This window comes from Zobellia sp. OII3 (genome assembly GCF_002211465.1).
GTDB lineage: Bacteria > Bacteroidota > Bacteroidia > Flavobacteriales > Flavobacteriaceae > Zobellia > Zobellia galactanivorans.
Map to the genome: position 1 here is coordinate 1,550,268 of NZ_MWRZ01000001.1, position 15,136 is coordinate 1,565,403.

Consider the following 15,136-nt stretch of genomic DNA (forward strand, 5'->3'; position numbering starts at 1 on the left):
TGTTTTGATGATACAATATATCTTAGAGTGCATCGCCTTTCAACTGGTTTTTCTTGTTATTTATGATTTTTTCTTAAAACGGGAAACCTTTTTTCAATGGAACCGGTTTTATCTTTTGAGCACGTTTTTGCTATCGCTCTTGCTGCCTTTTGTAAAAATCGAAGCTTTTAAAACCACAGTGGAGCAGCCCTATATTGAATATGGCGAGGAACTTTGGGGGGTAAATAATGCCCTTGTACTTGGAGCTCAAGAGCCTACGGGAATAGACATTTCGTGGCAAACGGTATTATTTGTATCAGGAGCACTAGTAGCTACGTTGTTATTGGCGTATAAGCTGCGCCAGCTATATCTTTTGGGCACAAAGGGAGACAGGATTAGTTTCAAGGAGTTTACGCAAATATTGATTCCCAATAGCAACATGGCTTTCTCCTTCTTTAAATCAATTTTTATTGGGGATAAAGTTTCAAAAACGGATTACACGAATATCATAGCCCATGAATTGGTTCATATAAAACAAGGGCACTCGTGGGATTTGCTCTTTTTTGAGCTCATGCGCATTGTTGGCTGGTTTAATCCGCTGGTTTATATCTACCAAAATAGAATTTCGGAATTGCACGAGTTCATCGCCGATGCAAAAGTTGCGAAAAACAATAAAAACGAGCAGTACCAATTATTGCTTTCCCAAGTATTTCAAACACAAAATATATCGTTCATCAATCACTTTTTTAAATCATCATTAATCAAAAAACGAATTGTCATGTTACAAAAAGCACAGTCAAAATCGGTTTTCAAATTAAAGTATTTGGCCTTGGTGCCATTGATTTTAGGTATGTTATTTTATACTTCGTGCGAAAACGATGATAAAAATAGTCTGGAGGATAATGAAAATATCATAACCGTAAGTAGCGTAGATAATCTCTCAGAAGAAGAGGAGACTAAGGTGTATGCAAGATTGAAGTCTCTAGCCGATTCCGAAGAAGCCTGGAGCTTGAGGGTAGAGGATTCCGAAAATTCCTTGAAGTTCGAAAGTACAAAGGATGACGTATTTGTTTCGGGGATTAACAATGAGCCAATTCGGGCTAAAATGACTATTGGTAATAATGGCTCGCCAAAGTACTTTAAAAACTTTATGCCCTCTGCAGGCAAGCCGTACGATTGGAAAAAGATTTATAGGGAAGAAAATCTAGTGCCTTTTACTTATGCCGACGAAGTTCCTGTTTTTCCGGGTTGTGAAAATGAAAATGATTTAAAAGCTTGCTTTCAACAAAATATCCAGAAACATATTGGTAAACATTTTAAATATCCCGAAGAAGCTCAGAAACAGGGAATTCAAGGCAGGGTAAGTATTATGTTTACTATTGATGAAGATGGTTCAATTGTAGATATTCGAAAAAGAGGTCCCCATGAATTATTAGAAAATGAAGCGGTTCGTATTATTGAAAAATTGCCACGTATGACGCCGGGTTCTTATGAGGGCAAAACCGTGAAGGTTCCATTTTCACTTCCGATTACTTTTAAGTTGGAACAGGCGGGGTTTAGTCCGTCTAGTACTGACGATATTTATGCGCAAATGCAAAAGGAACAAATAGCTGAATTATCCACTGAGGCGCAAATAGCTTATGGGAATTCCGTGGCTTTTAAAGAAGTAGAAATCCCCCCTGTTTTTCCGGGTTGCGAAAATGTGGATAATATACAAGACTGTTTTCAGAGAAGTATGTATCGGCATATTTCCGAGAATTTCAGGTATCCGCAGGATGCACAAGAAAGAGGGATTCAAGGCAGGGTTCTGGTCATTTTCCTAATGGATACCTCAGGAAACATTACTCATATTTCTACCAGAGGACCGGATGAATCTTTAGAGAAGGAAGCGGAACGTATTATTTCAAAGTTGCCTAAAATGACTCCTGGACAGAACGATGGGGTAGCCGTAAATGTTCCTTATTCTATACCTATTGCTTTTAAACTCCAATAAGTTTTGAGAACCTTAATTTCTGTTTTTTTACTTGTATTCTGTGTTACGGCAGAAGGTCAAATATCAAATTCTAAGATAGCCGATAGTCTATACGCTACAGGTAACTACATTAAGGCTATTAACCATTATGCGGAAGATGGTTCCATTACTTCTACTTTACAGATTGCAAGGGCCTATAACGCTATTGGCAATTATGAAAAAGCAATTGCACAGTATCAGAATGTGCTGTCTCAAGATGCAACGCTTCAAATTGCAAAATTTGAACTGGGAATGCTCTATCTGAAAACAAAAGACTTTACGAATGCGGAGGCCCTATTCTTAGAACTGACGCATGCTGCAAGTAACAACCCTGAGTATTATTTTTACTTGGGAGAGACCTTTCGAGAAGAAAAAAAGACGGAGCGTGGTCTGGCGTCTTACAAAAAGGCAGTGGTAATTGATAATACGCATTTAAGAAGTCTGTTTCAATTAGGAAAATATTATGTAGGGCAGCGCGAAAAGGATTCGGCCTTAACTTTCATTGACAAAGGACTTCGCTTCTATGAAAATGATGTAGCACTGATAAACTTAAAAGCACTGGCCTATTATAATAACGATGAGTATGTCAAGGCATCTCACTATTTTGAAAGGCTTTTAGAATTGGGCGAGCACAAAGAGTACATCTACGAGAAATTAGGTTATTGTTACTTTAAGGATTGGGAGTTTGAAAAGGCAAAAGCCAACTATAAAAAGGTTTTAGAATTGAACGATGAAAATGCCGATGCCTATTTCAATCTGGGACAGGTGTTTTGGAAAGACCGACAGATAGATAGTGCCCAATATTATATCAAAGAATCCATAGCGGTTCAAAAGCCTTTTTTATTAAGAGAGTATGTTGCCTTAGCGGGAATCGCAAGGAATAAGGACGATATGAAAACGGCTTTGGAATACTACAAATTAGCACATCAAGAAGACCCGGATGAAGCACTGGTTTATCATAATGTCTGTACAGTGGCCGATCGGTATTACAAAGACCCCAAAATCAAATTAACATATTACGAAAAATTTGACGAGCGATTTGGTGATAAAAACGACTATATGTCCAAAATGGTAAACAAGCGTATTTCTGAATTAAAAGAGGAAATCCATTATGATGTGAAATAATCCACCTTGTTTTCTAGGTTGCTTTTTTACTACTAAGGTCCGTTTTTTAGGTGTTTTCCCTTTGAGAATCGCTATTCATAGCGTAAACCTCCCTAAAAAATCGTAATTTCCGCCTAGAATTCAGGGCAATGCGAAACCTTACATTTTTATGCTTTCTGTTCGTGCTGACCGCGTGTAATTGGTCGGCTTCAAGGGAAAAGAAAACCCAAGAATTGGTAAACAAAGAGATATTGGGTATCGACTGGGAAGATGTGGACCAATACCCTCTTTTCGCCGATTGTGACGAAACGGCTTCTAAACAAGAGCAGAAGCAATGTTTTATGGCAACCTTGTTGAAGCACTTCTCAGAAACTTTGGAAGAATCGGATTTTGTAGTGGAAGAAGCTCTCAACGATACTATTTTTGTCGATTTTTTAATGGAAGCTTCAGGGACTATTTCACTTTTGGAAATCGATAAGGGCGGTATTACCGACGACCAGCTTCCGGGTTTTGACGAGCAGATTTCAAAATGTTTAAACCGTTTGCCCAAAATTGAGCCCGCATTAAAAAGAGGTATTCCCGTTAGGGCGAAATTTAGAATTCCTATAGTACTACAATAAAACAAATCATTTGGCTACGGAAAAAATTATACTCGGTATTGACCCAGGTACTACCATTATGGGCTTTGGTCTTATAAAAGTGGTAGGAAAAAAAATGGAATTTGTTCAAATGAACGAATTGCTACTTCAAAAATATAATGACCCTTACGTAAAACTAAAGCTCATTTTCGAGCGCACCATAGAGCTTATAGATACGTATCACCCTGATGAAATTGCCATTGAGGCACCTTTTTTTGGAAAGAACGTACAGTCGATGCTCAAGCTGGGTCGTGCCCAAGGTGTGGCCATGGCTGCGGGACTCTCACGTGAAATTCCCATAACGGAATATTTGCCGAAGAAAATAAAAATGGCCATCACGGGAAACGGTAACGCCAGTAAGGAACAAGTGGCCAAAATGCTACAAAGTCTACTGGGATTAAAATCCTTGCCCAAGAATTTGGATAGCACCGATGGCCTTGCCGCTGCCGTTTGTCATTTTTATAACCAGGGCAGGGTAGAGGTCGGTAAAAGTTACTCTGGTTGGGACGCATTTGTGAAACAGAATAGTTCTAGGGTGAAGAAGTAGGCGAAATTATGGTGCTGGGAATGAGGTAAAGATTACTCGGTGAACGTTAGACCTTATTTCCGTACATCAAAAAAAGCCAATATCCCGAAGCCCTAAGAACTAAACACTTAATACTAATTACTTAGTACTTAATACTTAGTACTTGATACTAATTACTTAATACTGTTTACTTAATACTGTTTACTTAGTACTTAATACTAATTACTAAAAAAAAATGAGCGGAATCTACATTCATATCCCTTTTTGCAAACAGGCCTGTCACTATTGCGATTTCCATTTCTCGACCTCCATGGGAAAGAAAGAGGCGATGGTTTCGGCATTGCGGAAGGAACTGCTCTTGCGGAAAGAGGAGTTTAAGGATGAGGTGGTGGAAACTATTTATTTTGGAGGAGGAACGCCCAGTGTCTTGGATGCCGAGGAAATACAATTCATTATTGATTCGGTTTACGATAATTATAAAGTTGCAGGGAATCCTGAAATCACCTTGGAGGCCAACCCCGATGATTTGTCGACGGAGAAGATAATGGCCCTTTTTAAGAGTCCTGTCAATCGCTTAAGTATTGGAATACAGTCCTTTTTTGAAGAAGATTTAAAACTGATGAACCGGGCGCATAATGCCAGCGAAGCGGAGAATTGCATAAGGGAAGCAAGCGCCTATTTCGATAATATTTCTATCGATTTGATTTACGGCATTCCGGATATGGACAACGAGCGTTGGAAGCATAATATAGAGAAAGCCCTTTCCTTTGGTATTCCCCATATTTCGAGTTATGCCCTCACCGTTGAGCCGCAAACGGCCCTTTCTAGTTTTATTAAAAAGGGCTTGGTCAAAAATGTAGATGATGAGGTGGCGCAAGCACATTTTTATATTTTATCGGAGACCTTGGAAGCTGCCGGGTTTGAGAGCTACGAAATCTCCAATTTCGGGAAGCCGGGCTATTTTTCAAAAAACAATACGGCTTACTGGCAACAGAAAAAATACTTGGGAATAGGTCCCTCGGCCCATTCTTATGATGGTGTACGTAGGGGGTGGAACATCAATAATAATCCAAAATACCTAAGGGCTATCGAAAAAGGGGAGCTTCCTATGGAGACGGAGACCCTATCGGTTACCGATACCTATAACGAATATGTAATGACCGGCCTACGTACCATTTGGGGGGTGTCGCTTTCAAGGATAGCATCTGATTTTGGCAAAAACTATCGTGAGTACGCATTGATACAGGCCGAAAAACACCTGAGGGACGAATTGCTCCATATTGAGGGAGACACCTTGCTGACTACCAAAAAAGGGCGTTTTTTGGCAGACGGCCTCGCATCTGACCTTTTTATGGTAAATTTGGGGTAGGTGTGGGCATATGGCATCGAAAAGGAAAATGGAGCCTTTTGAGTTTCCGTAGCTTATGGATGTCCTTAAAACTCAACACATGTTATGATTGCCACAATAAAATATAGAACAAAGAATTACCCGATAGACCTTAGCAAGCCTTTGGATATTTCCATCGCTATAAAAGGGGGGAGTGAAAACGTAACTGCATGGTACGTTGATCCCCCTGAAATAAAGGCACATGAAGAAGATGGTTTTGTGGGTAAGGTGTCTGAGGGGGCATCGATCAATTTTAACGATATTGCCTTCAATCCCCATGCCCATGGTACCCATACCGAATGTGTCGGGCATATCACGGACGAGTTTCATTCCGTCAATAAGAACTTAAAGCAATATTTCTTTTTGGCCGAAGTGATCACCATTGCCCCGGAAATGCTTGATGGCGATTTTGTGATTTCAAAAAAGCAGCTGAAATACGCTTTGGGCAATAAAAAGCGGGAAGCCGTGGTCATCCGTACCTTGCCCAATTTGAGTCAGAAAAAATCTAGGCAGTACTCGCATTCGAATCCACCTTATCTTACACAGGAAGCGGCCGAATTTTTGGTGGAAAAGGAAGTCGGGCATTTATTGGTAGACCTCCCTTCCGTGGATAAGGAAAAAGACAATGGGGCCTTGGTCGCCCATAAGGCATTTTGGAACTTTAATGGTAAACTTCGCAAGAATGCTACCATAACGGAATTTGTTTATGTGCCCAACTCCGTAGGAGATGGCTCTTATATGTTAAACCTACAGGTGGCGCCTTTTGAGAACGACGCTAGCCCCAGTAGGCCTGTACTCTATGAAATTATTAAAAAATGAAAAGAATCTTGAAGGTGGAGGAATTCTTCATGTTCCTCTTCGGCATTTATCTGTTCAGCCTCTTGCCCTATGCTTGGTGGTGGTTTTTGGTTTTATTGTTGACCCCCGATATTGGTATGCTCGGTTATCTTTTGGGAAACAAGGCGGGGGCCTTTACCTACAATCTGTTCCATCATAAGGGCATTGCCCTTGTCATCTATGTAATTGGGGTGTATCTTTCAGGACCGATATTGCAGTTGATAGGGATTATCTTATTTTCGCATGCTGCAATGGATCGTGTTTTCGGGTACGGCCTGAAGTATGACAAAGGATTTAAATTTACCCATTTGGGGGAAATAGGAAAATAACATGGATAATATTTTCGATACCTTCTTAGGCCTGATACTAGGTGCTATTCTCATGTACTGGGTATATTCCTTTTTAAGGCAGAAGAAGAAGAAAGAGGTCACCAAGCACCAATCTACGGTACTTGTCGATAAGATACAGCGTGTGTGCAAACTGGTTTCGGTCGAAGGCGATTTTGCCGAAATCTACCGTTATGAGAATATCAAGGAACGGTTTATGAGCTTGGTGAGCAGCAAGAAAAAAGCCCTGCTGGTCATCAATGCCAAGGCCCATATCGGATACGACCTGAAAAAAATAAAGATCAAGGCCGATGAGGAGAACAAGCGGATCATACTGACCCATTTTCCAGAGCCGGAAATCTTGTCGATCGAGCCCGATATCCAGTTTTACGATATTCAGAGCGGGATGTTCAATTTTTTTTCTTCGGAAGACCTCACCTTGTTGAACAAAGAAGCCAAACAACATATCCGGGAGAAAATCCCGCAAAGCGGATTGATGGAAACGGCCAAAAAGGAGGCCATTCAGGCCGTATTGTTAATCGAGAATATAGTGGAGACCATTGGTTGGAAACTTGATTACACGGCTTTGAAAATCACCGAGAAGCAAAAGGAAATGCTTGAAGACTAGTATAAATGGTTTATATAAATACAATGATTATGAGAACGCTTACTACAGTAATATTATTTTTAACCCTTGCCATTACCGCTAATGGCCAAACAAAGAATGACATGAGAGAGTTTGATCCCCATTTTGCCCATACCGTATTTTTCTGGTTCAAAAATCCCGATAACCAAGAAGACCGTGCCGCATTCGAAAAATCCTTACAGAAGTTTTTGGATAATTCGGCCTATGCGAAAACCAGCTTTATAGGCAAACCGCCCAAAGCTAGCCGTGATGTGGTAGATGGATCTTTTACCTATTCCTTGATCGTAACTTTTGAATCGGCCGAAGCCCAGCAAAAGTACCAAGACGAAGCCCCTCACAAGGTATTTATTGAAGAGTCGAGCCACCTATGGGCCAAAGTAATCGTTTACGATTCAATGGGCGTACAATAAAGGTATGATGGTCTATAGGCCTGCCGTGGCCGATGATGCCTTGGCCATTGCACATTTGCATGCCAAGAGCTGGCAAGAAAACTATCGCGGTGCATTTAGCGACCGTTATTTGGATGGAGAGGCCTTAAACGACCGACAAGAGGTCTGGGCCGATAGACTTCGCGACCCTCTTGAGGGCCAGGTCGTTCTGGTAGCGGAGTATAAAGGGAAGATAATAGGTTTTGCCTGTGTCTTTATGGATTACGACCCTCTGTTCGGAACCTTGCTTGACAATCTGCACGTCTCTAGGGAAGTACAGGGCAAGGGCGTGGGTAGGCAATTGATGTCTCGCGTGGCCGGAATCTGCTCTGATCAATGTCTGAAACAAGGACTCTTCCTGTGGGTGTTGCGGCAGAATGAAGCGGCACATGGTTTTTATAAGGCCTGTGGAGGCGAGGAAATGGAAACCGTGGAAGGATGCGATATAGGAGATAGGCCCATCATGAAAGTCAGGTATCATTGGCCGGAGATAAAATCGTTGGTGGTAAGATCTTCGGATAAGAATGGGGTAAAATGAACATAGAACAGTTTCGCGACTATTGCATAGCCAAAAAAGGCGTTACCGAGTCATTTCCTTTTGATGAAAAAACCTTGGTGTTCAAGGTTATGGGGAAGATGTTCGCCCTGTGTGCATTGGAGCGGATACCGTCTCAGGTAAACCTGAAATGTGATCCCGAGCGTGCCATTGCCCTGCGAGAAGCATATGACGGTCGTATTATACCGGGCTATCATATGAGCAAGGTGCATTGGAATACGCTTCTGTTGGAAAGCCTTCCTCCCCAACTTATAACCGAACTTGTAGACCATTCGTATGCATTGGTCATTTCCAAATTCACCAAAAAGCTTAAGGCGGGGTACGATGCCCTTTAAAAAAAACATTACCCCAATAATCATATATAAATCCTTGTAGGATACTATGCAGCAATTGAATTCTTTTTATCGTGGCGAAATTGAAAAATACTCCAAAGAACTGGCGAAAATAAAAAAGCAACTCTTTGCTTCAAGTATGTTGCGCCTGGCCATATTTGGAGCGGCAGGTTTTGCAATCTATTGGTTTTTTGGCGATTCCAAATGGGTTATGGGCGTGATTTTGGTAACGATCGTGCTTTTCCTTTTTCTTGTGACCCGACATGCGGGACTCCAATATCAGCGCGATAGGCTGATGGCCTTGTTGCGCATCAACCAAACGGAACTCGATGTATTGGATCGCCGATTTCACGATTTGCCACAAGGAGAAGAGTTCAAGGACCCCTTGCATTATTTCAGTCAAGATATTGATCTGTTCGGAAGGGGCTCTTTTTTCCAGTATGCCAACCGAACCGCCCTAAAGCAGGGGGCGGAGACTTTTGCGGCCTTGTTCAAGGCCAATGAAATAGAAGGGATTGAACAGAAGCAGGAAGCGATTAAGGAATTGGCCCAAATGCCCGAATGGCGACAGAATTTTTCGGCCATAGCTTCGCTTACCAGAATAGAGGGAAAGACCGATTCTATAGTCAAATGGCTGGCCGACTATACCGCTTTCGTACCGAAAATCATGCGTTACCTGCCCATGGTCTTTTCAGGGGGGTCGGCGTTGTTGTTCGGACTGTATTTTGCCGATTTGGCTCCTGAGTCGGCCTTGATCTTGTGGCTAGTGGTAGGTATGGGTATCACAGGGGTATATACCAAGAAAATTACGAAACTCGGTTCCGATGCTTCAAAAGTGCAGAGCACTTTTCAGCAATACAACAAGTTGCTGACCTTGATTGAAAATACCGAGTTTACTTCCGATTATTTAAAGGAGTTGAAAGGCAATGTACTTCATGAACGGGAAAAGACCTCCTTGATCATTGCCCAATTTTCGAAACAGCTCAATAGTCTCGACAAAAACAACAACGTAATCTACCTCTTTTTGGCCAATGGCTTTATGTTGCGTACGTTGACCCACTGTTATGAAATAGAGAAATGGATTGCCGCCCACGGTAATTTTGTGGAAAAATGGTTTGATGCCATAGCCTATTTCGATGCATATAACAGTCTGGGGAATTTTGCCTTTAACCATCCGGACTACCATTACCCGACCATTAATGATGGGGGCGTGGTCTTTCGGTCGGAAGGGGCCGGACATCCTTTGTTGGACCCGGAGAAAAGTGTATTGAACGATTTTAAGATAGACCGCGAACAGTTCTTTATCGTTACCGGTGCCAATATGGCGGGCAAGAGTACCTTTTTGCGTACCGTCTCATTGCAAATCGTAATGGCCAATGTAGGGCTGCCGCTTTGTGCCCAAAAGGTCGAGTACTCGCCTATAAAATTGATTACGAGTATGCGTACCACCGATTCGTTGACCGATGACGAGTCGTATTTCTTTTCGGAGTTGAAACGCTTGAAATTTATTGTTGACGAAATTCAAAACGACCGCTATTTTATTGTCTTGGATGAAATTCTAAAAGGAACCAATAGTACCGACAAGGCCGAAGGAAGCCGTAAGTTCGTAGAACGATTGGTGGCTTCGAAGTCAACGGGAATAATCGCTACCCATGATTTAAGCCTTTGTGAAGTGGCCCATGAGCTGCCACAGGTAGAGAATCATTATTTCGATGCGGAAATCATTGACGATGAGCTTCACTTTGACTATAAGTTCAAAGACGGGATCTGCCAGAACATGAACGCCTCCTTTTTATTAAAGAAGATGCAGATCGTAGAATAGGAATTTTATTAAAGATGCCAGTACATGGATTCGTTGACACAAATAGTTTTAGGTGCTGCCGTTGGAGAAGCGGTTTTAGGCAAGAAAGTTGGTAATAAGGCCATGCTCTATGGGGCCATTGCGGGTACCATTCCTGATTTGGATGTGATGGCGCGTTTCCTTTTTGATACCGTTACCGCTACCGAAATACACCGCGGCTTCAGTCACTCTATATTTTTTGCCATACTTTTTGCACCCATTTTCGGTTGGCTTATTTCAAAAATAGAACGCAAGGGCGGGGCAAGCTTCAAAGATTGGAGCTGGTTAATGTTCTGGGGCTTGTTTACGCACCCTGTTCTCGATGCGTTTACTACCTGGGGCACGCAATTGTTTTGGCCCTTTAAGACGCGATTGGCCTTTCAGAATATATTTGTTATCGACCCCTTGTATACCCTTCCCTTTATCATGTTTCTGGTTATGGCCATGCGCCAGAAAAAAACATCGCCCAAAAGAAAAAGATATAACCGGTTGGGGCTAACGGTCAGTACGGCCTATTTGGTAACGACCTTGATCTTGAAATGGGTCGCTTATCGGCAGTTTTCCTATAGTTTGGAGGCACAGGGCATCGCCTACGAGAAGTTGGATACCCGTCCTACTCCGTTCAACACCATCTTATGGTCGGCCAATGTAGATGCCGGTGATGTGTATTTAATAGGCGAGTATTCTTTTTTCGATACCAAGGAAATCGTTTTTAGGTCCTATCCTAAGAACCATCAACTTTTGGGGGACTTGAGCTCCGACGAAAAGATAGAACGCCTCATTAAGGTGACCGAAGGGTGGTACACCATTAATAAAAAAGAAGACGGACTCTATTTTAACGATCTCCGATTCGGACTGATTAGTCTAGGTCCCAAAGAAAGTCGGTTTGCCTTTACTTATGCGCTAAGACCGAGCGATAACGGACTAAGTATCTATGAAACACCCAAATACAGAAAAGATGCCAAGCGTTTGCTGGGCGCGCTATGGCAGCGAATTTGGGGGAATTAGTAAGGGGCGCTACCCGCTTCATTTCACCGAAACCATAAAGGTGAGTTAAAAAGTAGTTTCTGAACAATAAAAAGGGGGTTCTGTCGTAATAGCAGTAATGATGTTAGGTTTTTGGGTTAACATCTTTTTTTTAAACGATAACTTAATTTTTTTAAGGTTTCACAACAAACAAAAAAATTGCGATAGTATAATCCTTACCTTTAAATACAATGAGAGAAAGATGGTTGTGCTAAAACGTGGTAGATTTTATGGAGCATTTTGAGGGCTATAAGTTAGAGAGACCAAGTTTAAACTATGTGGAAAACCTCATAGGAGCGAGGGATTTAGATTTTGAACAAAAATTTATTTCCTAATTGAAATCCGAATTTTCATGGGACCTGGGCAAATATTTGTACCATATTAAGCTAGGCGAGCCTAGGGCCGCTGCCGAGATTGTCCACAAGCTGAAATACAAGATCAGTATTCTGGGTATGGAGAAAACCTTTCTCTTTGCCGAAGAACATAAAGAAAGGCTGCACTCAGGGGATACAATCTTTGATGGAGACTTTAAGGAAGTGTTGAAAAAAATAAACGTCTTCTTAGAATTTGTGTAAATAAAATTGGGTCAAAGTTGTTTTGCCTGTAGGTCTTTAAAGGCATCCGCCTGAAGTATGAATAGCTCTTCCGCTTTCTTCTTTTTGTAGGCGTATACGGCTTCTTCGCGTTTTATTTCACTGTATATTTTTTCATTTAGGGTAATATCGGTAGCCAATATTTCATTGCGCTGCTGTATTTTTTGTTGTGCCCAAGTGTGGACCATGTGTTCCTCTTCTTCCAGTTTAATGTCGTATGGACCTTTGGGGGCCAATAATTTGGCAATAATGGGTGAGGTTTCAATGGCCAAAAACAATAGGAAGATAAAGAAGGAAGGCCGCCAAGGCAGCTCGTTCAGGGCATTGATACGGGCCATGAGTCCGTCAAAACCCTCTATTACGGGTTGTGAGTTTTTGACCACATCGGAATACTCCGCATTTAAAGTTTCAATCTGATTTTCGATGGCGATGATTTTCTGCTTGTTGTTCTCTTTTAATTGCTGAAGTTCGGCTAAGGCTGCATCGTGTTTTTGGCGTTTTTCTTCGTAAACCGGGCCTTTGCCTAGTTTTAAGGTGCCGGCGGTACCTTCGGCCTCACTGATATAGGTGTCGTATAGGGCATCGGTTTCTGCGGTTTTACGGGTGATTTCGTTTTTTAATTGGGTGATATCGGCATTCAGTTTTTCAATGGCCGGGGTATACTGCAGGGCGAGTTGATTTTTGTTGGCCAGGGTCATTTCGTTCTTTTGCTCCAATAAGACTTGATTGATTTCCTTTTCGAAAATTTTTATTTCCAAGGGCTTTGAGATGACCACGGCTATGATAACGGCCAGTGCAATACGTGGTGTGGCCTGTAAAAGTTCATTGCCGAAACTGTTCCGCTTTTTGATGGTCGATACAATAAAACGATCCAGATTGAAAATAAGGAGTCCCCATATCAAACCAAAGAAAACGGAGGTGTATACGTTGTCAAAAACGGTGTATAGGGCATAACTGCTGGCAATAAAGGCCATAAGGGCCGTAAAGAATACGGTGGCGCCAATACCGGCGTATTTGTTCTGTTCGCCATTGGAACAGGTTTTTAGAATGGAGGTGTCGGCCCCCGAGCAGAGGATAAAAAATTGTTGTACCATGATGTTCGATTTTTTTTGATGATTCCCATAAATGGGTCGATTGATGATGAATAGTAGGTAAGTTACGTTTTTTGTTACAAAAAAAGCCTTCTGTTTAGAAGGCTTTAAGACTTGGTCTGGTTGAGTTTAGGGGTTAATTTCTATTGGGTTTAGCGATAGCTTGACCTTGGGACGACCGTCCGTACCGTAGCGCAAATCGATATTGATGCTTTTGTTTTCCTCAAGCAATTGAATCGCTTTTGTATAGCTGATTTCCTTTTCGTCTAGGAAGAATACCGCATTTTTGTCCGCCAGTGTCCGAACATGTTCTAAAGGGGACGGTGGTTCGGGCGGATTAGGGGGAGCCTGTATAAATATATGGGGAACAAGGTTGGGGGTGATATTACCGGTGTGGAGGTTTAGGTGTTCTATCATACTGACTTCATCATAGATTTCTTGATTTTCAATAATCTCCTCTATACGTTTTTCAAAAGCGGCAACTTCGGTTTTGTTTACGGGCATAATGAAGGTCTCCTCTGGTGGGGCCGGAGGGCTAGGTGGTTCCGGCAACTCGGGAAAGGGCTGTGCACTGGCACGTTGTTTTGTTGTCATTTCGGCATATAGATAGGCCATACGGTCCACATCCGTTTTTAGGATACGTATGTTTTTCCCCTTGGTCAGCATTTTATTGTATTTTTTGGCCAATGCATTGTATTCGGCTATTTCTTCAGCGCATGCGCCATTGTTATGGGTTTGGCTGTTTTGGCATTCAGGAAAGGGTTGTGCTTCGTTCCGCTGTTTTTTTGACATTTTACCATAGATAAGTTCTAGGGTCTTTAAATCTTCTAAAGCTATATTTCTTGTCTCTTTAGGGATGGCATTGTATTTTTTGGCCAGTGCATTATAGCGTTTTACTTCTTGTTTTTTGGCTTCGCTTTGATAGGCCTGTACAGCTGATGTTTCTTTCGGCAATGTTATCTGTTCACTAAAACCAAATAGAAGCATGGTAATTAAGGGCACCACGGCGACACTTCTTAAGACCACCGATTTTCTAGAGCTTGTTTTTTTCATGACTGTAAAACGTTTTTTGATTGATGAATAATTGATGGCGTTAGCCAAACTCGACTGATTATCTTTAAGGTTTGTTGATGAGGCAAACGCTAAAAGTATATTTTGATATGTGGGGGTAGGGGTTCCTTGGTTTAGAACGGCGCGGTCGGCCAGAAATTCATGGTTTAGTTTGATCCAGTTTTTTATGATGTATATAAGCGGATTGAACCAAAGGATGATTTGCAATACCTCTACGAAAAGAATATCGAGACTGTGTTTTTGTTTCGCATGTGTCGCTTCGTGAAGTAATACCTCTTCAGGAATTTCTTGGGCTTCAAATTTTTGTTTGTTCAAGAAAATATAATTGAAAAAGGTATGCGGAGTCGTGGCATCTTGCAGCAACACATTGATGAAGGTTTGCATTCTCAGTTTTGGGTTGTTCTGAATATTGATAAGGATTCGGCCCAAATTTTTTAAAAATCGGATAGAAAAAACCAACACCCCTAAAATGTAGAGGGCCCAGAGTATATGGGCGACGTCAAAGGAGGTGGCCGTTTGGGTTGCCGGGAAAAGGTGGGCTTGGAGCTTAGGTGTCTCCACCGTGAGCGGTGCGGCCTCAACATATTCGACAAAGGTAATAGAGGGAATGGTGAACGATAGCAAGAGGGCCGCTGCAAGGTATAGGCGTTTAAAGCCGTGCATTGGCTGGGTTTCTAATAGCAGCTTGTAAAAGGCCATAAAAATGGCCAAGCAGGCAGATGATTTTAGAAGGAACACTTCCATG

The 15,136-nt window shown here is 41.9% G+C and carries 16 protein-coding genes; 14 read left to right on the forward strand and 2 right to left on the reverse strand.

Annotation, left to right across the window (positions count from 1 at the left end; genetic code table 11):
- The first annotated feature begins 7 nt into the window (after nt 1-7).
- The 14 genes from B4Q04_RS06410 (at nt 8) to B4Q04_RS06475 (ending at nt 12,211) form a co-directional block, all read left to right on the forward strand.
- Nucleotides 8-1,972 carry a M56 family metallopeptidase gene (locus B4Q04_RS06410; protein ID WP_161496048.1) on the forward strand — a complete coding sequence of 655 codons (1,965 nt, stop codon included), beginning with the start codon at nt 8-10 and terminating at the stop codon, nt 1,970-1,972.
- A gap of 3 nt (nt 1,973-1,975) precedes the next feature.
- Nucleotides 1,976-3,115, forward strand: coding sequence for a tetratricopeptide repeat protein (locus B4Q04_RS06415; protein ID WP_088696291.1), 1,140 nt, complete (start codon nt 1,976-1,978; stop codon nt 3,113-3,115).
- Nucleotides 3,116-3,243: 128 nt separating this feature from the next.
- Nucleotides 3,244-3,714 carry a hypothetical protein gene (locus B4Q04_RS06420; RefSeq protein WP_088696292.1) on the forward strand — a complete coding sequence of 157 codons (471 nt, stop codon included), beginning with the start codon at nt 3,244-3,246 and terminating at the stop codon, nt 3,712-3,714.
- A 10-nt stretch (nt 3,715-3,724) separates the two neighbouring features.
- Nucleotides 3,725-4,279 (forward strand): crossover junction endodeoxyribonuclease RuvC, encoded by a 555-nt coding sequence (gene ruvC, locus B4Q04_RS06425; protein WP_013993629.1) that lies wholly within the window; start codon nt 3,725-3,727, stop codon nt 4,277-4,279.
- A 214-nt stretch (nt 4,280-4,493) separates the two neighbouring features.
- Nucleotides 4,494-5,627 (forward strand): radical SAM family heme chaperone HemW, encoded by a 1,134-nt coding sequence (hemW, locus tag B4Q04_RS06430; protein ID WP_088696293.1) that lies wholly within the window; start codon nt 4,494-4,496, stop codon nt 5,625-5,627.
- A gap of 84 nt (nt 5,628-5,711) precedes the next feature.
- A complete protein-coding gene (locus B4Q04_RS06435) occupies nt 5,712-6,464 on the forward strand; it encodes a cyclase family protein (protein WP_013993631.1) in 753 nt (250 codons plus the stop codon).
- Nucleotides 6,461-6,811, forward strand: a complete 351-nt coding sequence (locus B4Q04_RS06440) for a DUF4260 domain-containing protein (protein ID WP_013993632.1) — start codon at nt 6,461-6,463, stop codon at nt 6,809-6,811. The genes B4Q04_RS06435 and B4Q04_RS06440 overlap by 4 nt, the downstream gene beginning before the upstream one ends.
- Before the next feature lies 1 nt (nt 6,812).
- Nucleotides 6,813-7,436, forward strand: coding sequence for a DUF4230 domain-containing protein (locus B4Q04_RS06445; protein WP_013993633.1), 624 nt, complete (start codon nt 6,813-6,815; stop codon nt 7,434-7,436).
- A gap of 101 nt (nt 7,437-7,537) precedes the next feature.
- Nucleotides 7,538-7,864, forward strand: coding sequence for a Dabb family protein (locus tag B4Q04_RS06450; protein ID WP_316932906.1), 327 nt, complete (start codon nt 7,538-7,540; stop codon nt 7,862-7,864).
- Nucleotides 7,865-7,868: 4 nt separating this feature from the next.
- Entirely contained in the window at nt 7,869-8,420 is a 552-nt protein-coding gene (locus B4Q04_RS06455) for a GNAT family N-acetyltransferase (RefSeq protein WP_088696294.1), read from the forward strand.
- On the forward strand, nt 8,417-8,773 hold the full coding sequence (locus tag B4Q04_RS06460) for an MmcQ/YjbR family DNA-binding protein (RefSeq protein WP_013993636.1): 357 nt from the start codon (nt 8,417-8,419) through the stop codon (nt 8,771-8,773). Before B4Q04_RS06455 ends, B4Q04_RS06460 begins: the two co-directional genes overlap by 4 nt.
- Before the next feature lie 46 nt (nt 8,774-8,819).
- Nucleotides 8,820-10,592 carry a MutS-related protein gene (locus B4Q04_RS06465; protein WP_088696295.1) on the forward strand — a complete coding sequence of 591 codons (1,773 nt, stop codon included), beginning with the start codon at nt 8,820-8,822 and terminating at the stop codon, nt 10,590-10,592.
- A 24-nt stretch (nt 10,593-10,616) separates the two neighbouring features.
- Nucleotides 10,617-11,618, forward strand: coding sequence for a metal-dependent hydrolase (locus tag B4Q04_RS06470; RefSeq protein ID WP_088696296.1), 1,002 nt, complete (start codon nt 10,617-10,619; stop codon nt 11,616-11,618).
- Nucleotides 11,619-11,971: 353 nt separating this feature from the next.
- On the forward strand, nt 11,972-12,211 hold the full coding sequence (locus B4Q04_RS06475; RefSeq protein ID WP_088696297.1) for a histidine kinase: 240 nt from the start codon (nt 11,972-11,974) through the stop codon (nt 12,209-12,211).
- 11 nt (nt 12,212-12,222) lie between these two features.
- On the opposite strand, the gene B4Q04_RS06480 is transcribed toward B4Q04_RS06475, so the two are convergent.
- Together B4Q04_RS06480 and B4Q04_RS06485 are read right to left on the reverse strand one after the other, a co-directional pair.
- On the reverse strand, nt 12,223-13,323 hold the full coding sequence (locus B4Q04_RS06480; RefSeq protein ID WP_088696298.1) for a DUF4407 domain-containing protein: 1,101 nt from the start codon (nt 13,321-13,323) through the stop codon (nt 12,223-12,225).
- Between the two features lie 126 nt (nt 13,324-13,449).
- Nucleotides 13,450-15,135 (reverse strand): M56 family metallopeptidase, encoded by a 1,686-nt coding sequence (locus B4Q04_RS06485; RefSeq protein ID WP_088696299.1) that lies wholly within the window; start codon nt 15,133-15,135, stop codon nt 13,450-13,452.
- Between the last annotated feature and the right edge of the window lies 1 nt (nt 15,136).